This window comes from Oceanobacillus kimchii X50 (assembly GCF_000340475.1).
Taxonomy (GTDB): Bacteria; Bacillota; Bacilli; order Bacillales; family Amphibacillaceae; genus Oceanobacillus; species Oceanobacillus kimchii.
Map to the genome: position 1 here is coordinate 1,225,981 of NZ_CM001792.1, position 23,326 is coordinate 1,249,306.

At 34.2% G+C, this 23,326-nt stretch carries 30 protein-coding genes and 1 other annotated feature; of the genes, 18 read left to right on the forward strand and 12 right to left on the reverse strand.

Features of this window, described 5'->3' with window-relative positions:
• Positions 1–20 precede the first annotated feature (20 nt).
• Complete coding sequence (locus C794_RS06495; RefSeq protein ID WP_017796320.1) at positions 21–887, reverse strand: DegV family protein; 867 nt, start codon at positions 885–887, stop codon at positions 21–23.
• 107 nt (positions 888–994) lie between these two features.
• Between C794_RS06495 and C794_RS06500 the strand changes: the two genes are divergently transcribed.
• The 5 genes from C794_RS06500 (at position 995) to C794_RS06520 (ending at position 3,681) form a co-directional block, all read left to right on the forward strand.
• Complete coding sequence (locus tag C794_RS06500) at positions 995–1,837, forward strand: YitT family protein (protein WP_017796321.1); 843 nt, start codon at positions 995–997, stop codon at positions 1,835–1,837.
• Positions 1,838–1,854: 17 nt separating this feature from the next.
• Positions 1,855–2,274 carry a hypothetical protein gene (locus C794_RS06505; RefSeq protein WP_017796322.1) on the forward strand — a complete coding sequence of 140 codons (420 nt, stop codon included), beginning with the start codon at positions 1,855–1,857 and terminating at the stop codon, positions 2,272–2,274.
• Positions 2,275–2,451: 177 nt separating this feature from the next.
• Positions 2,452–3,042 carry a TetR/AcrR family transcriptional regulator gene (locus C794_RS06510; RefSeq protein WP_017796323.1) on the forward strand — a complete coding sequence of 197 codons (591 nt, stop codon included), beginning with the start codon at positions 2,452–2,454 and terminating at the stop codon, positions 3,040–3,042.
• Positions 3,035–3,370 carry a DMT family transporter gene (locus tag C794_RS06515; RefSeq protein WP_017796324.1) on the forward strand — a complete coding sequence of 112 codons (336 nt, stop codon included), beginning with the start codon at positions 3,035–3,037 and terminating at the stop codon, positions 3,368–3,370. Before C794_RS06510 ends, C794_RS06515 begins: the two co-directional genes overlap by 8 nt.
• Positions 3,370–3,681, forward strand: a complete 312-nt coding sequence (locus C794_RS06520; protein WP_017796325.1) for a DMT family transporter — start codon at positions 3,370–3,372, stop codon at positions 3,679–3,681. The genes C794_RS06515 and C794_RS06520 overlap by 1 nt, the downstream gene beginning before the upstream one ends.
• A gap of 317 nt (positions 3,682–3,998) precedes the next feature.
• Here the strand turns inward: C794_RS06520 and C794_RS06525 are convergent, their stop codons facing one another.
• The 4 genes from C794_RS06525 to C794_RS06540 all read right to left on the reverse strand — a co-directional run bounded on the left by C794_RS06525 (position 3,999) and on the right by C794_RS06540 (position 5,690).
• Positions 3,999–4,262, reverse strand: a complete 264-nt coding sequence (locus C794_RS06525; RefSeq protein WP_017796326.1) for a NifU N-terminal domain-containing protein — start codon at positions 4,260–4,262, stop codon at positions 3,999–4,001.
• A gap of 128 nt (positions 4,263–4,390) precedes the next feature.
• A complete protein-coding gene (locus tag C794_RS06530; protein ID WP_017796327.1) occupies positions 4,391–4,582 on the reverse strand; it encodes a DUF3813 family protein in 192 nt (63 codons plus the stop codon).
• A complete protein-coding gene (locus C794_RS20820; RefSeq protein WP_017796328.1) occupies positions 4,583–4,732 on the reverse strand; it encodes a hypothetical protein in 150 nt (49 codons plus the stop codon).
• A 121-nt stretch (positions 4,733–4,853) separates the two neighbouring features.
• The gene (locus tag C794_RS06540) at positions 4,854–5,690 is read right to left on the reverse strand and encodes a Cof-type HAD-IIB family hydrolase (protein ID WP_017796329.1); all 837 of its coding nucleotides are present in this window, start codon (positions 5,688–5,690) and stop codon (positions 4,854–4,856) included.
• 135 nt (positions 5,691–5,825) lie between these two features.
• Here C794_RS06540 and C794_RS06545 point away from each other — a divergent pair, with 135 nt between their 5' ends.
• Complete coding sequence (locus C794_RS06545; protein WP_017796330.1) at positions 5,826–6,590, forward strand: prolyl oligopeptidase family serine peptidase; 765 nt, start codon at positions 5,826–5,828, stop codon at positions 6,588–6,590.
• Positions 6,591–6,652: 62 nt separating this feature from the next.
• A complete protein-coding gene (locus C794_RS06550) occupies positions 6,653–6,964 on the forward strand; it encodes a metal-sulfur cluster assembly factor (protein WP_017796331.1) in 312 nt (103 codons plus the stop codon).
• A 61-nt stretch (positions 6,965–7,025) separates the two neighbouring features.
• Here C794_RS06550 and C794_RS06555 read toward each other — a convergent pair whose 3' ends face one another.
• The 3 genes from C794_RS06555 to C794_RS06565 form a co-directional block, all read right to left on the reverse strand.
• Positions 7,026–8,216, reverse strand: coding sequence for an MFS transporter (locus tag C794_RS06555; RefSeq protein WP_017796332.1), 1,191 nt, complete (start codon positions 8,214–8,216; stop codon positions 7,026–7,028).
• Between the two features lie 4 nt (positions 8,217–8,220).
• Positions 8,221–8,640 (reverse strand): MarR family winged helix-turn-helix transcriptional regulator, encoded by a 420-nt coding sequence (locus tag C794_RS06560; protein WP_017796333.1) that lies wholly within the window; start codon positions 8,638–8,640, stop codon positions 8,221–8,223.
• 196 nt (positions 8,641–8,836) lie between these two features.
• Positions 8,837–9,664: an undecaprenyl-diphosphate phosphatase gene (locus C794_RS06565; protein WP_017796334.1), complete on the reverse strand. Its 828-nt coding sequence runs from the start codon at positions 9,662–9,664 to the stop codon at positions 8,837–8,839.
• Positions 9,665–9,749: 85 nt separating this feature from the next.
• On the opposite strand from C794_RS06565, the gene C794_RS06570 reads away from it, so the two are divergent.
• The gene (locus C794_RS06570; protein WP_017796335.1) at positions 9,750–10,055 is read left to right on the forward strand and encodes a hypothetical protein; all 306 of its coding nucleotides are present in this window, start codon (positions 9,750–9,752) and stop codon (positions 10,053–10,055) included.
• Between the two features lie 49 nt (positions 10,056–10,104).
• On the opposite strand, the gene C794_RS20355 is transcribed toward C794_RS06570, so the two are convergent.
• Complete coding sequence (locus C794_RS20355; RefSeq protein WP_017796336.1) at positions 10,105–10,281, reverse strand: YjzD family protein; 177 nt, start codon at positions 10,279–10,281, stop codon at positions 10,105–10,107.
• Positions 10,282–10,431: 150 nt separating this feature from the next.
• On the opposite strand from C794_RS20355, the gene C794_RS06580 reads away from it, so the two are divergent.
• The 6 genes from C794_RS06580 to C794_RS06605 all read left to right on the forward strand — a co-directional run bounded on the left by C794_RS06580 (position 10,432) and on the right by C794_RS06605 (position 15,602).
• Positions 10,432–11,037: a hypothetical protein gene (locus C794_RS06580; RefSeq protein WP_017796337.1), complete on the forward strand. Its 606-nt coding sequence runs from the start codon at positions 10,432–10,434 to the stop codon at positions 11,035–11,037.
• A gap of 28 nt (positions 11,038–11,065) precedes the next feature.
• The gene (locus C794_RS06585) at positions 11,066–12,031 is read left to right on the forward strand and encodes a BMP family ABC transporter substrate-binding protein (protein WP_230199321.1); all 966 of its coding nucleotides are present in this window, start codon (positions 11,066–11,068) and stop codon (positions 12,029–12,031) included.
• Positions 12,032–12,209: 178 nt separating this feature from the next.
• Positions 12,210–13,148, forward strand: a complete 939-nt coding sequence (locus C794_RS06590) for a beta-ketoacyl-ACP synthase III (protein ID WP_017796339.1) — start codon at positions 12,210–12,212, stop codon at positions 13,146–13,148.
• Positions 13,149–13,178: 30 nt separating this feature from the next.
• Positions 13,179–14,417 carry a beta-ketoacyl-ACP synthase II gene (gene fabF / locus C794_RS06595; RefSeq protein WP_017796340.1) on the forward strand — a complete coding sequence of 413 codons (1,239 nt, stop codon included), beginning with the start codon at positions 13,179–13,181 and terminating at the stop codon, positions 14,415–14,417.
• 142 nt (positions 14,418–14,559) lie between these two features.
• Positions 14,560–14,760, forward strand: coding sequence for a YuzI family membrane protein (locus C794_RS06600; protein WP_017796341.1), 201 nt, complete (start codon positions 14,560–14,562; stop codon positions 14,758–14,760).
• An 80-nt stretch (positions 14,761–14,840) separates the two neighbouring features.
• The gene (locus tag C794_RS06605; protein ID WP_017796342.1) at positions 14,841–15,602 is read left to right on the forward strand and encodes a YjbA family protein; all 762 of its coding nucleotides are present in this window, start codon (positions 14,841–14,843) and stop codon (positions 15,600–15,602) included.
• Between the two features lie 84 nt (positions 15,603–15,686).
• Here C794_RS06605 and trpS read toward each other — a convergent pair whose 3' ends face one another.
• Positions 15,687–16,670, reverse strand: a complete 984-nt coding sequence (gene trpS, locus C794_RS06610) for a tryptophan--tRNA ligase (RefSeq protein ID WP_026133742.1) — start codon at positions 16,668–16,670, stop codon at positions 15,687–15,689.
• 51 nt (positions 16,671–16,721) lie between these two features.
• Positions 16,722–16,894: a binding site (T-box leader), on the reverse strand.
• A 347-nt stretch (positions 16,895–17,241) separates the two neighbouring features.
• Here trpS and C794_RS06615 point away from each other — a divergent pair.
• Positions 17,242–18,465, forward strand: a complete 1,224-nt coding sequence (locus tag C794_RS06615; RefSeq protein WP_017796344.1) for a putative glycoside hydrolase — start codon at positions 17,242–17,244, stop codon at positions 18,463–18,465.
• 186 nt (positions 18,466–18,651) lie between these two features.
• Positions 18,652–19,245 carry a GNAT family N-acetyltransferase gene (locus C794_RS06620; protein ID WP_017796345.1) on the forward strand — a complete coding sequence of 198 codons (594 nt, stop codon included), beginning with the start codon at positions 18,652–18,654 and terminating at the stop codon, positions 19,243–19,245.
• A 66-nt stretch (positions 19,246–19,311) separates the two neighbouring features.
• On the opposite strand, the gene C794_RS06625 is transcribed toward C794_RS06620, so the two are convergent.
• Entirely contained in the window at positions 19,312–20,682 is a 1,371-nt protein-coding gene (locus tag C794_RS06625; RefSeq protein ID WP_017796346.1) for an ammonium transporter, read from the reverse strand.
• A gap of 24 nt (positions 20,683–20,706) precedes the next feature.
• Positions 20,707–21,048 (reverse strand): P-II family nitrogen regulator, encoded by a 342-nt coding sequence (locus C794_RS06630; protein WP_017796347.1) that lies wholly within the window; start codon positions 21,046–21,048, stop codon positions 20,707–20,709.
• 362 nt (positions 21,049–21,410) lie between these two features.
• On the opposite strand from C794_RS06630, the gene spxA reads away from it, so the two are divergent.
• The gene (gene spxA, locus C794_RS06635) at positions 21,411–21,806 is read left to right on the forward strand and encodes a transcriptional regulator SpxA (RefSeq protein WP_011065612.1); all 396 of its coding nucleotides are present in this window, start codon (positions 21,411–21,413) and stop codon (positions 21,804–21,806) included.
• Between the two features lie 786 nt (positions 21,807–22,592).
• The gene (gene mecA / locus C794_RS06640; protein WP_017796348.1) at positions 22,593–23,294 is read left to right on the forward strand and encodes an adaptor protein MecA; all 702 of its coding nucleotides are present in this window, start codon (positions 22,593–22,595) and stop codon (positions 23,292–23,294) included.
• Positions 23,295–23,326: the final 32 nt, after the last annotated feature.

Consider the following 23,326-nt stretch of genomic DNA (forward strand, 5'->3'; position numbering starts at 1 on the left):
ATTCCTCGTAAGAATGATTTCTATTTATTTTTTGTATTTAAGAAAAATAATGCCAGTGTACCTGGACCTGAATGAGAACCAATTGCAGATCCTACCATTTCAATTACAATATTTTCTTTTGTTACGTTAAATTTTTCTTGTATCATCTCTGATAATTGTTCAGCACGAGAAAGATCATCACCGTGGCTAATTCCAATTGTTTGATTTTCAAAATCTTGACCGCGGGATTCCATTACGTCAATCATGCGTTGAAGAACTTTTTTCGAGCCGCGAATTTTTTCTAAAGGTATAAGTTTTCCATCTTCAACATGAAGAAGTGGCTTTATTTTTAATAAACCTCCAACAAATGCTGCGGTTTTACTTACACGGCCACCGCGGTGTAAGTATTCCAAATCGTCAACGGTAAATATGTGTTCCATATGCTTGGCATGATGATTAGCTTTTTCAATGATCTCATTTACAGAAGCACCGTTGTTAGCTAACTTTGCAGCCTCTAGGACCACTAATCCATGACCGATTGATGCACATTTTGAATCGATTACATAGATATCCGCATCTGGATAGGTCTCTTTAACTTCTAGTTCCATCATTTTGGCAGCTTGATATGTTCCTGAAAGTTCTGAGGAAAACGCAATATAAACTAACGTTTTATTCTCTTCAGCATGTTTTGTAAATATTTTTTTAAAATCTTGTGCAGAAGCTTGTGATGTTTTTGGTGATTTGCCATTTCGCATCGCTTCATAAACCGTTTCTGGATTGATGGTAAGGCCATCTTCATACTCTTCGTTGTCTAGATGAACAGTTAATGGTATCATTTCAATGTTGTTTTCGTTATAATAATTCTTTGACAAGTCACAAGCACTATCAGCCAGTATTGTTATCGCCATCTTATTTCACCTACATTTCATATTTTTGACTTTATTTTAGTTTAAATGTATTTAAAATTTTAGTCAAAAAGTTATTATTTCTACACATAGTTAAAGGGGGGTACTCCATGTTTTTAATGGAAGCAAAAAGAATTGCTATAGTTATAATTGGTGCCTTATTAAATGCTGTATCATTAAATTTCTTTCTCATTGAGGCTAATGTATATGCAAGTGGATTTACTGGTGCTGCGCAGCTTTTGTCTAGTATATTTAATGATTTTCTAGGTGTTGGTTTATCTACAGGTATACTACTAGCTATCTTAAATATTCCAGTTTTAATAATGGGTTGGTATAAAGTTGGAAAAGGCTTTACAATATATAGCTTAATCTCTGTTTTTTTCTCTACTCTATTTCTTGAAATTATCCCATTAGTCGAGATATCCAGTGACATTATCTTAAATGCAGTATTTGGAGGTGTGATAGCAGGAATTGGTGTAGGTATTACACTTAAAATTGGTGCATCCACTGGTGGGATGGATATTGTAGCTATGATCCTATCGCGATTAAAAGATAAACCAATCGGAAATTATTTCTTAATTATGAATTCGATTATTATTGCAATTGCAGGTATCATGTATTTGCCAGAAAATGCGTTATACACTATGCTGACGCTGTATGTTACTACTCGCGTAATTGATGCAATCCATACTCGCTATGAGAAAGTTACAGCAATGATTGTTACGAAGAAAACAGATGAACTACAAGAGGCCATTCATAAAACGATGGTTCGTGGAATTACCATTCTTCCTGCAAAAGGAGCTTATACGAAAGCAGATAAAAGTTTAATGTATCTAGTTGTTACACGCTATGAATTATATGATCTAGAAAGAATTATCAATGAAGTAGATCCGAATGCATTTACAAATATAGTGGAAACTGCAGGAGTATACGGCTTCTTTAGAAGAGATTAAAAAAGGGTGTTCGTGTAATGAAAAAAATTGGAATCGTAATGTTGGTATTATTATTTTTGACAGCTTGTGGTAATAGAGATGAAGATGTCATCGAACCTATGGAGTCAGAATCAGAACTAGATCAACAAGCAACTTCTGTTCAATTTCGCAATGTGGATGTCAATATAGAAAGTGAACAGTTCCATATTATTGGTGAGGTTAATAGCTCTGGAGGTCTGTTCTATTATAAGGTTGAATTAAATGGTGAAATAATTCAGGAAGAAGCATATGAACAAGTTGAAAATTCAACTAATGAGTGGAGTGAATTTGAAATAGTCGAAACACTACCACGTGAAGTTTTAGAAGGTAATGATCCTCCGGTTGTCGTACTATATGGTAAAAACCAATCTGGAGAGCCAATTAATGAAAATTATGTCCCAATTGATACTCAAAATTAGCACTCAAAAATGATTAATACTCTGTGACCGCGAACAGCGGAAGCAGGGTATTTTTTATTGCATAGAAAATCATAAAATTTGTGTACTGAGATCTCTCACATCTCCAAAAGCCGAACTTTGACAAAAAAGTATATAATTGTTATATTTGACTTACGACCGTTAGGGAGGGTATTTTAAATGAAAAAAGAAATTTTTAATGCTGCTTTATCTGCATTTGCTAATAATGGGTATGAGGGTACATCATTGGCGCAAATAGCAGATAAAGTTGGAATAAAAAAACCTTCTATTTATGCACATTATAAAAGTAAACAGGATTTATTTCTTACCGTTATACGCCAATCGTTGGAAAGAGAAAAACAGCATATTGTTAGTTATTTTATAGAAGTGAAGAACAAACCGTTAGAATTTCAATTGCGTACATTTTTTGATTGGTTATGTTTAAAAATAAAAAAAGATAGCCATGTCGCATTTATTTTTCGAATGACTTATTTTCCTCCTGCACAATTAGAAAAAGAGATCGCAATTTTAGTTGCACCGTTCTTAAAGGATATGGAGAAATTGTTGAATAGATTATTACGTAATCATCCATATTTTAAAACTATTTCATTTAAGGGAGAGATAGAAACAATTTCAATTGCTTATATTACTATTGTCGATGGATGCGTACTGGAATTATTTTTTACTGGAGAGAAAGAATTTCAAAGACGTGTTAATGCGATATGGCCAATTTTTTGGCGAGGTTTTAGAGGAGGAAATCAACATGAGTAAACAGTGGATGTATGTTTTATTAGCTGGAATAGTGGAAATCATATGGGTTACTGGGTTGAATTATTCAACCACAATAATGGAATATACGGCTACAATTGTCGCTATTGTGTTTAGCTTTATTCTTTTAATTAAAGCAACTCAGTATTTACCTGTCGGCACAGTATATGCTGTTTTTGCTGGAATAGGAGCTGCAGGTACGGTAATTGTTGAAACAGTATTTTTTAGGGTACCCTTTAATCCTTTAAAGATTATTTTTATAGCGATTTTATTGCTTGGTGTAATCGGATTAAAACTGTTAAGTGATCAGCAAAATAGGAGTGAAGCCTAATGCATTGGGGAGCATTAATCATAGCGGGAGTATTTGAAGTATTTGGTGTGATGAGTTTGAAAAAAGTGGCCATGAAACAGTGGAGTGCATTATTACTGTTAGTGTTGTTCTTCGGCATAAGTTTTAGTTTATTAGGATATGCAATGGAAGGTATTACGATGGGAACAGCTTATGCAATTTGGACAGGAATTGGTACGGTAGGTTCAACCGTTGTGGGAATGTTTGTTTATGGTGAATCTAAAGAATGGAAGAGAATTCTTTGTATTGCTTTCATTATTTCTGGAGCAATAGGATTAAAACTTATTGGATAGAGGAGCTAGGTTAAATCAAATAGAAGATTGAGGTTGGGACAAAAATATTTACTCAAAAGGTAAATGCGAATGCTTCAGAAACATACTGTGCTTATCCAACGGCGGCTGGTGAGGCCCAGAATGCGGAGCATTCTGGGTCTCGCCTATACCTTATTTCCATAGGATAAGGAAGAACCTCGACAGCATTACATCGCACACAGAAAATCAATTTTTAATTTTCAAGGAGTCTCCGTATGATTTTTATGCTCAATCTAATCATCATCCGCCTTTTGGCATAATTTTGCTATGTCCCATCCTCTTTTACCAAGTAGTCTTGTTTAATAGCCGTATTTTACGAAAATCTCTTCCACTTTTGGATTAAGACTTTCCCAATCAGCATCAAACTGCTTATTCACTGTAATAAAATTTTGGTAACCAAAAACATTATCAACTTCTTCTAATTTCATAAGCTCATTTAAGATTTCATACTCACTCGTATTTCCTGGCATAACTGAAATACTATTAGTGCCTTCAAAAATTACTTTATCCGTTGTATATTTCATGGCATTTGGATTCGGTGTTGCTGAGATATGTACTCCCATTATAATTTCCTCCTAATATTACATATATATTTTATTTATATACTAACAGAAAAGAAATCAATACTAAAGCATAAAGAGCATCTAAACAATTCATTGTTTAAATGCTCTTTATATGCTCTGCTTAAGAGTTATTTTAATTGATTATGCTGTTGTAATTGCTGTTCAAGTTGTTGAAGTTGTTGTCTTTCTTCAGGAGAAGCTTCTTGATAGGCTGCTTCAATAGCTTGTTTTGCAGCTTGTTGCTGCTCAGCAGAAGCCCCTTGATTACTTATCATATTAGTGACAGCATTTTTTGCCTTTTGGTAAAGGTTATTTTCCAATTAAAACCCTCCTAGAGATTGGTCATCAGCATCTTGGTGCTTTCCCTTGGCCTGTGCCAATGTTGAACGATAGGTGAAAATCTCATCGTGTTTTTTAACTGCAGTAGCACCTTGATGGCTGAAACGTTTAGATTTACTTCGCTTGCTCAAAGTGAATACCCCCTTGAAGAGATACTTGCTTTAACCATATAGAAGTAAAAAGTGAACGTGTTATCACGCTCACTTCTAGTATGAAACGTATGAAGGATTTTATAGCAGGAAACAAATGGATTTATGATTGAATTACATTTTTAGATAATTGCAAGTACTCTTCAAGAAAAATACTTATCCCGTCTTCTTCATTGGAGACAGTTTGATGCTTTGATATAGATACAAGGGAGTCAATAGCATTGCCCATGGATACCCCAACACCTGCATAGTCAATCATTTCTAAATCATTGTCTTCATCACCAAAAGCGATGATACGTTCTTTCGGTATGTCATAATACTTAGCGATATTTTGTAATCCTACAGCTTTATTCATACCCTTACGAATAATTTCAATGATATTCCAAGGAGCTCCCCATTTACGATGTTCAATGATTTCGGCATGATAATCATCTAAATGGGATCTTAATTCTTTAATATGATCTTCTTTAGGATGAATGAGTACGGAGGTCGGATCTTCACTTAACTTGCTTTTTATATCTCCGATTATATAGCGTTCTTCATTATCTTGAAAAACTTCTAAAATTTCTTCATTATACACATCCATGTATACTTCATCTTGAACTTCAGCCAAAATATTTTTTACTTGTAATTCGTAGGAAGCATCGATTATTCTGTGGGCTGTTTTAATAGGCATAGGAGTGTGAAGTGTTTTCCATGATGCATCTAATGGGTGATGCACCAATGCTCCATTAAAATTAACCATCGGTGTTTTTAAACCGAGCTCATGATAATAGTTAATGCTTGCTCTGTGTGGACGGCCCGTTGCTATAACAACGATATGTCCATCATTCATTGCTTGATGTAAAGTATTTTTATTGCGAGAACTAATGGTTTTATTATCTTTTAATAACGTTCCATCTAAATCAACCGCAATTAAATGCTTTTGCTTTTTTGTCATTCTATCACCTCATCTGAACTAATCTTATCATTATTCAGTTAGATGTAAAGTGAAAAAGAGTTTACATTATTTGCATGAGTCGTTAAAGAAACCTTACAATAGAAGATAGGTGAATGATGAAAGGGAGTAGACATGATGATAGGGATATATGAGGAACAAATAAATCAAATTCCATACTTACATATTGTTAAAAGTGAAAACTATAATTTTGAATTACCGACAATTATTTATTTTCATGGTTTTACTAGCGCGAAAGAGCAAAATTTACCGATTGCATATATGTTAGCATCGAAAGGGTTTAGAGTACTTTTACCAGAGAGTCTTCATCATGGTGAAAGAAGTAAAGGTCTGACCGATAAGCAGATGCAAATTTCATTTTGGAATATTGTTATTCAAAATGTTCAAGAGTTAGAAGAATTAAGAAGTGTTTTATTAAAGAATCATTGGCTATTAGAAGGTAGACTAGGAATTGCAGGTACTAGCATGGGTGGTATTACAACAAGTGCAGCATTAGTAAAGTATGATTGGATTCAAGCAGCTGCTATTATGATGGGATCACCAAAGATCACAGATTATGCAAATGCCCTTATTGGTAATTTTAAAAAGTATGGAGAACTTCCAATATCAAATAATCAATTGCAACAGTTATTAAGGCAAATAGAAGCAATGGACTTATCTCATCATGTGGATACATTAGATCAACGTCCAGTAATGTTCTGGCATGGAGATAAAGATCCTGTCGTTCCTTTTGAGCATTCTTATCTTTTTTATCAAGAAGCGAAAGATACTTATATTGACGAACAGAATATTAAATTTATCAAAGAACCTGGGGTAGGACATAAGGTGAGCCGCAATGGTTACTTAGAAGCAACAGAGTGGTTTGCAAAACATCTATTGTAAATTAATTTTCTAAAATGATATAGTATGTTTAAATGGTATATAAGGGGAAGGAGGGAAATATTGTGGATGAAGCACTAAAAGAAAACTTAATGGGTGCATTAGAAAATGTAATTGACCCAGAATTAGGTATAGATATTGTAAATCTTGGTTTAATTTATGACGTAGATATGGAAGACGATGGATTATGTGTGGTGACAATGACATTAACAGCAATGGGATGTCCTTTATCTGCACATATTGAAGCAGATATCAAACATGCACTTTCCGATATACCTGAAGTAAAAGAAACAAAGGTAAGTATTGTATGGGATCCACCTTGGGGTAAAGACAAGATGTCACGCTATGCCAAAATTGCATTAGGTATTCCCGATTGATTAAAAAACACTGCTAAATTTTTAAATTTAGCAGTGTTTTTTTAATGTGTTGACTTATTGTTCATTGTGCGTTTGCATATTTTTCTTCTTTTTTGGAAGATCTTCTATAGTAAAATTCGAAAAGGAACAGAGCTACGACAACCATTGCTGCGGCAACTAAGTATACATTTGAAAAGCCAATTCCTGAAACAATTAACCCCCATACAAAAGATCCAATAGCTATGCCTAAATCATAAAGAATAAAAAAGGTTGATGTTGCATGAGAGCTTCGACTGTCGGGAGAAATTTGTATTGCGATGGTTTGGAAACCAGGTAGGATAGAACCATATCCTAAACCAATTAATCCTGCCGCAAATAGCAACATCCAGGAGCTATTCGTTACACTTAATGTAATTAAACCAATTGCAAAGAAAGTTAAACAAGGTAAAAGTACAAATCTAGGTCCTTTAAGGTCAAAACTTCTACCTATATAAGGTCTAGTTATCAGCATTACTGCTGCAAAAACTAAGAAAAAGAAACTTGCCGTTGATGCAAGACCTATAGAAGTAGCATATACAGATATAAATGACATTACACTGGCATAGGATAATGATGCTAAACTTGCAATTATAGCAATTGGCAATGCACGTATCTCAATAAAATCGTGAATAGATAGGCGTTTTTTATCATTATCTTTTAGTACAATTTTTTCTTCAACCTGAACCATCATGGAGTTAATTAGTGCAACTATCATTAAAACGCCTAAAATAAGGAATAATGTTTGAAAGCTTACATATTGAATCATCGTGAGACCGAGAAATGGTCCTAATACAACTGCTACATTCATTGCCATAGCAAAATAGCCTAACCCTGCACCTTTACGAGAAGCTGGAATGATATCAGCGGCAATCGCTCCTGTAGCAGTAGTGATAATTCCAAATGAGAAGCCATGGAAAAAACGTAAAGCTAATAGAGAAGTATAGGATTCAGTAAATAGGTATAAAAAAGAGGTAATCATAAATACAGCAACACTTATGACTAGTCCTCGTTTTTTCCCGATTTTGTCTAATAATTTTGCCGAAAAGAATCGAACAATGATAGCAGCGAGCAACATTGCTGTTACGATTAAACCACCTTCAGCCTCGTTACCTCCAAATTGATCAATTACATAAATAGGAAGAGTGGTTAATAACGCATAGAAAGATAAAAATATTAAAAGTTGTACGAGAGATATACTGATAAAACTTTTAGTCCAAATTTTTTCGAGATTCATTTTATTACACCTCTGATGTTAATTTACTAAGTAGTTGATATAATAATTTCCGCTCACCTTGATCTAAACGATGAAGCATATCATCATCAAATTGTTTCATTGTTCTTTTTATTTTTGGTAATTCTGTCTTGGCTTCTTCGGTTAAATAAATCATTTTTTCTCGTTTATCTTGACCAGGTAGTCGCTCCACCCATCCATTTTTTTCAAGTCTAGATAAAGTTCGAGTTACAGTAGGAGCTTCTATATTTAGATATTTCCATATATCTGTCTGAGTTATTGGTCCCGACTGATCAAGACAATACAAGATTGTCCATTGCGAGGCATACAAATCATATTTTCGAAGGCGCTGATTCATCTCTTTTTGGAAATAACGATATTTTTGATTATATAAGTGTAGAATATCTTTGCTCTCTATATTTCCCATGCTATCCCCCTAATTAATTACCTAGGTAAATAAAATCACTTGAACTATTCTATACCTCTTGCTATGTAATGTAAATAGCTTTTGTAAATAATTTATAAATACAAGTTTTTGCAAACGATAAAAATTTGCACCTTTTAGTTCCATAAAAAGACCTCAAAACAAGTATCATAAACTTGTTTTGAGGTCTTAAAGTATTTTATAGGAATATTAATACTAATAAACCGACAATCACACAGTAGTATGCGAAATACTTAAGGTTTCCATGTCGCATTATGTTCATAAACCATTTTAAGGCAAAATAAGATGCGATAAACGCAGTAATAAAAGCAATTAAATATGGTATCCATAATTCTTGGACATGAGGGTCTCGTACAATATTTGGAATCTCTAATACAGAAGATCCTAAACTAACAGGGATATATAATAGGAATGAAAACCGTAATGCTGTATCTTGTTTCATACCCATTAACATAGATGCTACTAATGTAGCTCCTGATCTACTTATACCAGGTGTAACTGCAACAGCTTGTGCTAGTCCTACTATAACAGCATCTTTTGTAGATAAATCTCCTTCTATCTTTCTTCCGCGTAAATTACGAATCATCCATATTGCGGCAGCGGTTATTAGCAATGTTATTCCAACCACAGTTGTACCATCTTCGCCAATAAATGCTCCAATTTCATCTCCAAATAGTACACCAACAATTCCAACTGGAATTGTTGCAATCACAAGATAAACTACAAACATAAAATCACTTTTTGATTCTTTTTCTTGCTTGAATATGAAGTTCCAACTATTTACTGCTAATCGAACAATGTCTTTACGATAAATGATTAATACGGCAAGTAGTGAGGCTAAGTTTACAAATATCTCAAACGATAAGCCTCGTGCTTCAATTCCAAATAACTCTCGAAAGATGATTATATGTCCACTAGAAGAGATTGGAATTGGCTCCGTGATACCTTGAACAAGACCAAGTATAAAATAATGCACGATTGTCCAAAAATTTTCAAACACATTCATGATTCTAACTCCTTCATTCAATTTTCTTGATTCTTTTCACCACTCCACATGAAAATGCATAGGCTATCATGGAGGAGGATAAAAAATGACTAATAAAACAATGTATGACCAATGTAACGAGCATATTCACTTATATGTATTAATACAAATGAATGATGGTTCTCAGATAGATGGTATTGTTACAGGTGTGGATAAAGAAAATGTCCACCTTGCAGTTCCAATTGATTACTCGCAAGAAAATAATTCGTATGACCATCGTGTTTTTTGGCCAGGATATGGTGGATTTGGGTATCCCGGTTTTGGATATCCTGGGTATGGAAGGAGAAGGTTTAATCGTTTGATTTTACCTCTCGCTGCATTGACGGCAATCAGTGTACTTCCTTGGTATTAATAAGGAAAACCCTTGCCAACTTTGCTGGAAGGCAAGGGTTTCTCCAATTTTATTCAGCTTTTTCTTTTAAAATGCCATCCCCAAGTACAAATACAACGATAGAAAAAATTGCTGTGAGTATGATCGCATTTTGAATCAAGAAAGGTTCTCCACCCATACTTGAAAGTACATAAGAAACAGCAGCGGCAATTAGAAATGACCAAAAGATTGTCATTATGTAGCGCATTATTAAACACCTCACTCAACTATAATCAAACTAGCTATAAACACATACACTTCATTAACAGTTATATTCTAACACGTATTCTATTATTTTGCTTATGAATTATTCAATAAATCTATAAATATTTGTGTTATATAGGAAGGAGAGGTAGTAATGAGATTATTGATTGTAAACTGTAATAGTTGGGTAGGATATCATATAGTAGATGCACTACTGATGGAAGGATTCCTGGTTGATGGCGTTATTGATCATGATGAACCAGGTGATTTAGAAATGTATTTTGGGAGAAATAGTTTATATGAGGAAGTTACCTTACAAACCAAGAAAGAGTACGAGATCGGTATCATCATAGATGATTTTATTACTGAATTGCCAAAAGGTGTGAAGCATTGGATAACTATATCAACAAACAATGACAAAAGAATTGAATCTGCCACGCAGACAATGACCTGCATCTATCCATCCTTATTGGTGGGTGAATGGATGAACATGAATGAACAAGGAGTTTACAGAAATGATGAGTTTATTCGATTTGATTCCAAATATTTTAAAGAACAAGCAATTTATATTGTTGATTTCGTAAATGCTTTATTACATTGGATACAAATGGATAATTTACCTATTTGTTTTCAAGTTTTTCCTAAACAGGAAAAGATTTCGAACAAGAAAGTTGAAAAAAAGATATTTCTCCGTAAAAATAGAAGTATAGACACAGTTATACAGTCATTAAAGAATCATTATGAGCAGTTTCAAAAATAGTTTATAAATTATAGTAAATTGGAATGGAGTGTGTTATTTGAAGAAATTATTCATAGCAATTTTATTTGTTTTTGTATGCACTCTTTCCGCTTGTTCTTATTTTGAATCTGGAAAAATACAAAATGTAGGTTTTCTTGTAGAGACGGATATTGATGCAAATCCTTGGACAAAAACTGGATATGAAGGCATGCAAGATATTGAAGATCAATATCAAATAGATGTTTTTTACAAAGAAAATATTCAATCAATGCAAGATGTTAGAGTTGCTGTAGATGAACTTGTCCAAGACGGTGTCAATCTTATTTTTGGACATAGTAACATGTATGGAGAGTATTTCATGGAATTGTCAGATAGTTACCCGGATGTTCATTTTGTTTATATGAATGGCGGGGAGGTAAAAAGTAATGTTACCTCCTTAAATTTTGATGGACATGCTATGGGGTTCTTCGCAGGTATGGTTGCTGGACAAATGTCTACAAATAATGAAGTTGGAATCATTGCTGCGCATTCTTGGCAGCCTGAAATAGAAGGATTTTACGAAGGAGTAAAACATGTTAATCCTATGACAGAGATTGAGTTAAGTTATCTTAATGACTGGAATAATACTGAACTCGCTTTAGAAGTCTATGGGGAAATGAAAGAAGCAGGTGTTGATGTTTTTTATCCGATCGGAGATTCGTTTAGTGAACCAATTATTAAGAAAGCAGAAGAAGATAGATTATTTGCAATTGGGTATCTGACCAACCAAATGAAACTTGCTCCTAATACTGTTCTTACAAGCACTTTGCAGCATATAGATCGGTTATATTTACATGTTACTGACCTTTTTGATAAATCTGAATTACAAGGTAAGATTTATAATTTTGATTTTCAGGACGAGTTTGTGGAGCTCGGGGAATTGAATGATTCAATACCAGAAGAATTCCAAGAGAAGATAAAAAATGATATTGAGCGATTTAAGGATACGGGAAATCTCCCTAATGAAGATAATTAAATGAAACGATTAATCACTAAATTTCAAAAAAGCTTACTAGCTGAGCTTTTTTGAGTTTTTAATTGATAACTATTGTATGACAAGCTATCCACTTGATTTTTTGTATTTTATACATTAAAATTAGTACCAAGTCATAATAATTGATAGTAATTATGAGTGTAAAGGGGAGAGCTGTCAAATGAATATCGGTATTCTAGGAACCGGACATTACTTGCCAACAAATGTTGTTACAAATAATGATTTAGAAAAAATCGTAGATACGAATGATGAATGGATTCGTACTCGAACTGGTATAAAAGAAAGAAGATTAGCAACAGATGAAGTGGACACTTCTGATATGGCTTTTCACGCAGCTCTTGGTGCATTAGAAGAAGCGAATTTAAAAGCAGAAGATATTGATTTAATATTAGTAGCGACGGTTACACCAAATACATCATTTCCATCTGTTGCCTGTATCATCCAAGATCAACTTGGAGCGAAGAATGCTGCGGCTATGGATGTTAGTGCTGCATGTGCTGGTTTTATGTATGGATTGATTACTGCTAAACAGTTTATCGATACAGGTGCGTACAAACATGTACTAGTAGTCGGTGCAGATAAACTCTCTAAAATTACTGACTGGTCCGATCGCACAACATGTGTACTATTTGGAGATGGTGCAGGTGCAGCTGTAGTCGGTGAAGTAAGTGATGGAAAAGGTATTCTGTCATTTGAATTAGGGGCCAATGGTGCTGGTGGAAAAGAACTTTACCTGAATCATGATGATCATATCATCATGAATGGTAGAGAAGTATATAAGTTTGCAGTCCGTCAAATGCCAGATTCTACAATAAAAGTTATTGAACAGTTAGGCTTATCACGTGACGATGTGGACTATCTAGTACCTCATCAAGCAAATATTCGTATAATGGAAGCTGCTAGAGAAAGGTTAGGTATATCAGAAGATAAAATGGCCAAATCCATAGAAAAGTTTGGAAACAATTCTTCTGCATCTATACCTATGGCTTTATCTGAGGCGGTGAAAGAGGGTAAAATAAAAGATAATGATTTAATAGTATTAGTAGGATTTGGTGGAGGCTTAACCTGGGGAGCAGTTGCGCTTCGATGGGGGAAGTAACCAGTTATTTTGGAAGGAGGATATAAAACATTGAATAATCGAGTTGTTATTACGGGATTAGGAGCATTAACCCCTGTAGGCAATACTGTAGATGAAATGTGGGAAAGTGTTACGACAGGAAAATCAGGAATAGATTTTGTGACGAAGGTAAATAAAGATTTATTTCCAGCGAAAGTAGCGGCAGAAGTTAAAAACTTTGATCCAACGAAGTACATGGATAAAAAGGATTCGCGTAAGATGGATCCATTTACACAATATGCAGTTGCTGCTGCTAAAATGGCTGTTGAAGATGCTAATTTAACAATTAATGAAGAGAATGCAGAACGAGTGGGTGTATGGATTGGTTCTGGAATTGGTGGAATGAAAACTTGGGAAGATCAACATACTAAGTTCATGGAGAAAGGAGCAAAACGTGTAAGTCCTTTCTTTGTACCAATGATGATTCCAGATATGGCTGCAGGCCAAGTTTCTATTCAATTAGGAGCAAAAGGAATTAATTCCTGCTCTGTCACAGCTTGTGCTTCAGGTGCCAATTCGATCGGAGATGCATTTAAAGCCATTCAGCGTGGAGATGCAGATATAATGATATCTGGTGGTACAGAGGCTCCAATATCAGATATGGCATTTGCTGGATTTTCTTCTTCAAAAGCATTATCCACAAATGAGGATCCGCAAAAAGCAAGTCGTCCATTTGATAAGAATCGTAATGGATTCGTTATGGGAGAAGGGGCAGGTATTTTGATACTAGAGTCTTTAGAATCTGCCCTGAAAAGAGACGCAACTATATATGGAGAGATAGTCGGATATGGTGCGACTGGAGATGCTTATCATATTACTGCACCTGCTGAGAATGGAGAAGGGGCAACTCGAGCAATGCAAATAGCATTAAAAGATGCCAATTTAGAACCTTCAGAAGTACAGTATGTGAATGCTCATGGAACGAGCACAGATCTAAATGACAAGTATGAAACTCAAGCTATTAAATCTGTATTTGGAGATCATGCAAATAGTTTAGCAATATCATCTACTAAGTCGATGACCGGTCACTTATTAGGAGCTGCAGGTGGGATAGAAGCCGTGATATCTATTAAAGCAATTCAAGATAGTATTATTCCGCCAACAATTAATTATGAAACACCAGATCCAGAATGTGATTTGGATTATGTTCCAAATGAAGCAAGAAAACAATCAGTAGATGCAGTAGTAAGTAATTCATTAGGATTTGGCGGACATAACGTAGCTTTGGTATTTAAAAAATTTGTGAAATAATCGTTCGTTATATTATTTTAAAAGGAGATTAGGGTATAAATTGCCCCGATCTCCTTTTTATTTTTGGGAAAATCTAGCATTCTTTTCTGTTTTCATTCATAGAATAAACTATATTTTGGACAAGCAGATGAGAGGCGATTAGATGGGGTATGTGTTCCTGTTCTTAGTAGGTTTTGGTATGGCGGTAACGGGCGGAGTTACGATGATTGCATATATGAATTTCTTGCCTGCTGGTTTATCGTGGGTAGATTATTTTGTTTTTGTCGCTGGTAGAGTTGAATGTTATTTTTTGCCTGTTGGTGTAAGTCTGATGTTAATTACTCTTCAACGTTATCCAAAATAAAATACATGCAGTTCTCGAATAAAATCTTACTCTGATGGTCATAATGTATCTTAAAACGGTATAAAAGTGAGGGCTGAGATATGTTGTACTTACATGATGTTTGGGTGAATTGGTTTGAGGGTGAAGAAAACGGATATAATGTTTGTCATTTCCATGAATGGAGAAAAGAAGATACGATTGAATTACTTGATCAGGTGCCATTGCTGTACATAAGTAAAGAGTTATTACACTACATTGAGAACGATATGCATGACCTGCCAAAGTCTTTATTAGATACGATTTATAAGCGAGGCTATACGAGAAAAGGGCAAAAGAGGACAGTTGTTGAATATGCTGCTGTTGTAACAGACGGTGATAATATTCTTGCATTTGACACAGTAGGTTACTATATCCCAATCCGTAAAAGTCGCTTAATTCCTCGTCAAGAACAATTGGTTTATGACATGATAGAAAATAACAAACCAGAAAACTTTGAATTCGATAATAAGATGCATGACAAAGAATACCATATGCTTTCGATGCCTCCGGAATATATTTTTGGTTTGACTAGAAAAGAAAGACAACTAAAGCAGTTATTGATGATTGGATTAGATCAATTAAGAACTACTAATAATAAAGAAGAATTACGTTATTGGTTAACAGAGTGGGATCCAAAGCAATATCCGTCTATACGATATATGGATGAAGAACAAGTATGGAATGCCTTATATGATGGAGTGAAGATTGGTTGGAGTAGTGCCCATGAAGATTTATGCAGTAAACTTATTCGTGGACAGGCATTTTTAGAAAGAATGTGGGAAGCGGAAATGGGTAATGAACAACATACTTCAAATCAAAAGTAAAAAACGGGTTTCCTCGTTCATGATTGTGTGAACGAAGAAACCCGTTTTGTTTATACCAAAACTTCGGCAGAATGAAGTTGCACTTTATTTTCGGCCTAACCCCATTGCCTTTTTAGCTTTTTTAATTGTTTTTCCAGCCGATAAGGATGCCTTATCTCTACCTTGATCAAGGATCGCGTCTAATTCATCTGATTGAATTAATTGTTCGTATTTCTCTTGAATAGGGCGGAGTGTGTCAATTACAGCATTCGCTACGCCTTGTTTGAAATCACCATAGCCTTTTCCTTCATATTTTTTTTCTAAATCAGCAATCGATTCACCAGTACAACTGGAATAAATCGTCAGTAGGTTAGATACTCCTGGTTTATTTTTCTTATCGAACTTTACAATTCCTTCTGAATCGGTTACAGCGCTTTTGATTTTCTTTTCTATTCGTTTGGGTTCATCTAGCATAGAGATAAATCCTTTTTGATTTGTATCCGATTTACTCATTTTTTTGCTAGGTTCTTGAAGAGACATAATCCGTGCACCGACTTTTGGAATTCGAACTTCTGGTACAGTAAAGATATCATTGAATCGATTGTTAAAACGTTGGGCAAGATTTCTAGTTAGCTCTAAGTGCTGTTTTTGATCATCACCAACTGGGACAACATCAGTATTATAGAGTAAGATATCAGCTGCCATAAGCGAAGGATAAGTTAAGAGAGCTGAAGAAATTGCTTCTTGACCTTGTGATTTATCTTTATACTGGGTCATTCTTTCCAATTCACCAACATAACTTATTGATTGTAACATCCAACCTAACTGGGTATGTTCTGGTACTTCAGATTGAATAAATAGCGTAGAAGAATCTGGGTCAATTCCCGATGCAATGTATAAAGCCGCTAATGATTTTATATTTTTACGTAACTCAAGTCGATCTTGTGGTACCGTTATAGCGTGTTCATCCACAATACAGAAATAGCAATTATAATTGTTTTGTAATTCCACAAATTGTTGGATTGCTCCTAAATAGTTTCCAATAGTTAATGTACCACTTGGTTGAATGCCGGAAAAAATTGTTTTCATTTTATTCACCTCAATAAATTTATTCATTAAAAAAAGCCCATTCTCCCCAAATCTAGGGACGAATGAACCGCGTTGCCACCCTTATTATCTTGAATTTACAAGATCACTTCATTAAATAAGCTCCGAAGCCCAATTCCTATTCACCTTGATGCTTGTTTTCACCAGACACAAGCTCTCTATTAATCAGTGGGCAAAGAGTACTACATCTTCTTCATCGCTTGAAATATTAATTTTTTACTATTATATCCATAGTTAAAAGAAAAAGCAAGAAGCAATCAAGTTTTAAAGTTCATATTTATAGAATCGATTTCTTAATTGTACATTTTTAAATCATTAGGTATTTATTCATGATCGGTTTTACATATGACCTTAGTATAAGAAAGTATTATAGAATTTTTAATGCTTAGGAGTTTTCGATAATCATAATAAGGGTATAGAAGGAAAAGCTAAGCAGAGTATATATACTAAAAGCTAACTAGGGAAAAATTTTAACGGATGTCACTTTTTTCATTTAAATGTAGTTTTTTTTCCTATATACTAAAATTATCATACATACAGGAGATTGATTTATATGCGGAATTGGCAAAAGAAATTTTTTGGGGTGTTCGTAGTAACATTATTTATTAGCATGATATTTGGAAATTCGACAAAAGCAGAAGAAGAAATTAATGTTGAAGCAAGTTTACATAAAGAACGATCGACCAACTTACAAATAATAGATACATCGCAAAAAATAGAGCGTTTTACTTTTGATTCCGGGTATAATTTCGAATATCCTGACGCAGTACGAGGAATTTATGTAACGGGTAATTCTGCTGGAGGCGAGAAGTTTAATTCATTAATTGATTTTGTGAATTCAACCGACTTAAATACAATGGTTATTGATGTAAAAGAAGATCATGGGAATTTAACTTTTATACCTGAAGAAGGATCTCCATATGAAGATATGGCTACTAATGTTATTTCTAACCCTGAACAAATGATGGAACGATTAGAAGAAGAGGAAATATATCCGATAGCTCGTGTAGTTGTATTTAAAGATAATGTACTAGCTAATAAACGTCCGGATCTGTCCTTTACTCAAAATGGAGAAGTATGGGAGAACGGAAAAGGTGAGTCTTTTGTAAATCCTTTTGAGCAAGAAGTGTGGGAATATAATATAGAAGTTGCAAAAATGGCAGCTGAGATGGGCTTTAAAGAGATTCAATTTGATTATGTACGTTTCCCTGAAGGATTTGAAAACAAAGATGAGGAATTAAGTTACTCTCTTGGTGATTATAAAGACTTGGATATGAATAACATAAAGAAACGTGTAGAAGCAGTATCGGATTTCGTGGCTTATGCAAAAGAAGAACTAAGTGATTATGATGTAGATGTTTCTGTAGATATATTTGGGTATGCTGCAACGATAGAAGAGGCACCAGGAATTGGACAAAACTTCTCTCGTATTTCTGAAAATGTCGATATTATTTCTTCTATGATTTACCCGAGTCATTGGTCATCATACTTCGGAATAGAAAAACCAGATACTGAACCATATAATCTTATTAATGAGTATTCAAAAGTGGAGAATCAGGTCTTAGGAGCATTAGAAAACCCTCCGTTATCTCGACCGTGGTTGCAAGATTTTGAAGCACCGTGGTTATATAGTGGTTCTACATTCCAATATGGCAAAGATGAAGTAGAAGCGCAGATACAAGCACTGTATGACAATGGTATTAATGAATTCTTACTATGGAACTCAGGTAACACATACACGGAAGGTGTAGACTACATGATTGGGAAAGATGAATAAATAAAATAAAACTCTCCTCTGATACCAAAACAGAGGGGAGATTTTGATTTTAGCAAGCGGGTATATATTAATAGATAAGGTGTAAATAAATAATTGGATATAGTATATAAGAAACTGGGTATCATTTAACATCTTGAATGAACTTAGCTATAATGAGAGATAATAATCAAAAAAAGGGGTAAATTAATGAATTGGTATGAGAAATTAAACGATTATTTTCCAGTTGAAGAAATGAAATCAAAAAAGCATATGGAATTATTACTTGAGGAAAAGGGCGACGTATATTTTAAAGATGAAAGTCCGCAGCATGTGATGATGTATGCGGAGTTCAATACATTTATTTTTATTGACTATGTATGGGTATCTGCTCAGACAAGAGGTCAGGGAGTAGGGCATAAGTTAATAGATAAGCTAAAGAACAAACGAAAACCAATTATACTTGAAGTAGAGCCGGTCGATTATGAGGATTCCGATTCAGAAAAACGACTTCATTTTTATCATCGCGAAGGATTTAAGCATGCGCAGTCAATTGGTTATAATCGACGTTCCTTAGCAACAAACGAAGAAACTCCAATGGAAATTTTATATTGGTCTCCAAATGATGATTCTGAAGAAGTGATTTATGGGCAGATGAAGCAAATGTATGAAGACATTCATACATACAAAGATAAGGAAATTTACGGAAAAGAATACCAATCATCTGAAGAAGTGTTGAGTTATGATGAGAATCGTGAAGCAGTTAATCTATTAGATGAACTAACGAAGAGGTCTTCACAATAATATAAATAAAAATCCGAGCTATCATCCTGATTTCTAGGAAATAACTCGGATTTTTTAATAACGACATTAAGAACTTTGGTTACTTGTTTCTCCAATCGTAATATTATTATTTAAACGTTCAGCTAGGCCGCTTGAAGAATTATTATCCGTTCCTTCTAATATACTTTCTTTAAAGTTATATGCACTAGAACCGTGTTCTGCAAAATCAAGTCCAGAAATTTCTTCTTCCTCTGAAACGCGAATTGGAGAAAATTTATTCATTACATATGCGAATCCACCGGTTGTAATTGCTACCCAAGCAATTACTGCAAGCACTCCAATGGCTTGGATACCTAATTGTGAAATACCATTTCCGTAGAAAAGTCCGGTATTAACAGAAAATAAACCAATTGCCAACGTACCCCATATACCACAGATTCCATGTACCGCAATAGCTCCAACTGGATCATCTATACGTAATTTTGTATCTAAGAAACGAATCCCTTCTACAAGTACTACACCAGAAATTAGTCCGACAATAATTGATCCCCCAAGAGAAATTTCTGCAGCACCTGCAGTAATACCTACTAATCCACCAAGTACACCATTCATTGATAATGATGCATCTACCTTCTTAAATCGGATTTTTGTATATAAAGAAGATGACACTAATGCGGCAGAAGTAGATAATAAAGTTGTTCCTATTACATACGGTACAAGTGATGGATCTGCTGCTAATGTACTACCTCCATTAAAACCGAACCAACCTAACCAAAGGATGAAAACTCCTAGAGCACCTAAAGGTAAATTATGCCCTTGGATAACATTGACTTTCTTTCCTTTGTACTTTCCGATACGTGGTCCAAGTATAAGTACTACTACAAACGCTCCTACAGCTCCAGTTAAGTGAACAACAGTAGAACCAGCGAAGTCACTAAATCCTATCGCAGTTAACCATCCATCTCCTTGCCAAACCCAATGTCCAACAACTGGATAAATGATTGTTGTCATTGCTGCTACAATCAGGATATAACTGCCTAGTTTAATTCTTTCCGCAACTGCTCCGGAAATAATCGTTGCACAAGTAGCAACAAACATAGCTTGGAATACGAAAAAGTCTATTTCGCTAACTCCGCTAAGTAAGAATCCATCGCTACCTATAATAGAGCCGGAAGAAGAACCAAACATAATGCCATAACCAACTAAGAAAAATAAGATAGCAGCGACACTTATCGTTAAGAAATTCTTCATAAGGATATTTAATGTATTCTTCGATCTCGTAAATCCAGATTCTACCATAGCAAATCCTGCATGCATAAAAAATACTAAGAATGCACCTAACATTACCCAAATTAAGTTAACGGATAATTCTAATGATTCGGGAGTGGGTGTTGCAGCATATACAGGAGTAGATAAAAGTAAGAGTATTATAAATAAAAGTGAAATTTTCTTTATCATGTTTTTGTGATCCCCCTTCATAATTTATATAACAGCTTCTACACCACGTTCACCTGTACGAATTCGAATGACTTCTTCCACTGGTGAAACAAAAATTTTTCCGTCGCCTATATTACCTGTCTTACAACTTTTAATAATAATATCAACAATTTCTTCTAATTGGCTTTCTTCGACCACCATCTCTACTTTTAATTTGGATAGCAATTGAATTTGAAATTCTGTTGACCGATAAACTCCTGTCTGGCCCTTTTGCTTTCCTGTACCTGCTACTTCAGTAACAGTTAATCCACCAATTCCTATTGAAGATAACTCATCGCGTAGAGACTGGAATTTTTCTGGACGTATAATTGCTTCCAATTTTTTCATTACTCCACCCCTTTAATATTAATGTTAGATTTCCTAACATGTTTAGTTATGTAAATTATCATAAATGTTTTATATTTGTTTTGCAAGTGTTTTTTACTGTTTTTTTAGAAAATTTAGAAGAAAACGTTTTCAACATTTTTGTTAAATTAATTGGAAAAAAGGTTTAATTTTAACATGCATCGGGAATGTTACTTGTAAGTGAAAAGAATCATAAATAAATAAATGAATTTTTGTTGTACCCCCCTACCTTTTGGTAGCTAATTGTAGTATAATAACTACATATGAGTTATTTAGACTTATTTTAATTTAATAAGTTGATTAAAAAGCTCGAAAATATATATTAGATTGAGGAGTGAAGTTACATGGTAACACTTTATACCTCACCAAGCTGTACTTCCTGCAGGAAAGCAAGAGCGTGGCTGGAAGAACACAACATACCTTTTACAGAACGTAATATTTTTTCTGAGCCATTAAGTCTCGATGAAATAAAAGAAATATTGCGGATGACAGAGGATGGCACGGATGAGATTATTTCCACAAGATCAAAAGTCTTCCAAAAGTTGGATGTAAATATTGATCAACTGCCAATGAAAAACTTATTCAATCTAATCCAGAAAAATCCTGGGTTGTTGCGTAGGCCGATTATATTAGATGAAAAGCGACTTCAAGTTGGTTATAATGAAGATGAGATTCGTCGGTTTTTACCAAGAACAGTTCGCACATTCCAATTGCGTGAAGCACAACGTATGGTTAATTAAATATAAATTAATAAAACTAGAAAAGATGCGGAGTATTCCTGCGTCTTTTCTTTTTTTAACAGTTATACATATTTATAATAGCGCAACTTCAAGATTTAACTTGGTAAAAATAACCAGCGGAGACTTGATAGCAGCTAAAGCTCCATATGAATAAGCTTTTCTTTCTGTGAAAATAAAGCCTTGTCTGATAAAAAATGCCCGTAAGTAATGAAAATCGAATAAGTAGCCGTATTGGCAATCTTTATTATTGATGAAATTGATTCAGTTAGATAAAATGACAAACAAGCCGAAATACGTTAGAATAACTAACTAGCAATTAATTCTAAAATAGCATTTATCTGTATCATTAAAGCAAATATTTATCGATAATGTGAAACTGTATTTATTATGGATATAGATAGATTGGTTATCCTTCACTATATGTTAATATCAGCACAAGGGTATGATTTAAAGCCCTTGAATTAAATTGAGAATTTACGGATACTTGACTACCCTTTAGTTAAGCGTCATCGCTAGAAGTGGGCATCACTCTATCCGTTGCATGCGGGTTAGAAAAATGGAAAATAAAAATCAAAAAAGATAGGCATATTAATTTCCAACGTTCCGTACACTATCATACAATAGAGGTATGAGATCAACTAAAGATTAAAATATATAGTTAACGGGTACATGCATTATAGGATAGGAAGTATGGAGGATATTATTATTTACTTTAAAGCACGCTTGATGCACATGTGGGAAGGTAGGTAGCGGATGCTTCTATAATCAAGAAGGGAGAGCGTGAATATGGAGATAGAAAGAATAAACGAAAATACAATTAAGTTTTACATTTCGTATTTAGATATAGAAGAGCTTGGCTTTGAAAGAGAAGAAATTTGGTACAATCGCGAGAGAAGTGAACAGCTTTTTTGGCAAATGATGGATGAGGTAAATTATCGAGAAGACTTTAATCCTGAAGGACCACTTTGGATTCAGGTGCAAGCGATGGAAAAAGGTTTAGAAATTATCGTTACAAAAGCGAAAGTATCTAAGAATGGTGAACATCTTGAATTAGATACGGAAGATGGCAGTGTAGATATTCCTGTCGATGAAAAAATAGAAAGTATTCTTGGTGAAAAATTCGGTAAAAACCCTAGTGAATCTGAAGAATCTGATAGTGAAGATGGTGACTTAACGGAAGATAATTTATGGATTATTGTTGAGTTTGATGATTTTGAAGATTTAATTCAATTAAGTCATCAATTCGTAGATATATCGAATTTTGGAGAAGAGACGTTATATTTCTATAACGGTAAATATTACTTGTATATGGAATTCTCCTATGATGTATTAGATGATAATCGACAAGAAGATGTCATCAGTCAAGTGCTTGAGTATGCGTCCGATTCATCTGTTTCTATTCATGTTTTAGAAGAATACGGAAAGAAAGTAATGGAAAACGATACCTTCAGTAGTATTAGGGAACATTTTCCATTACATTTGAAATAAACATTCTCTATTAAAAGAGGATGTTTATTTTT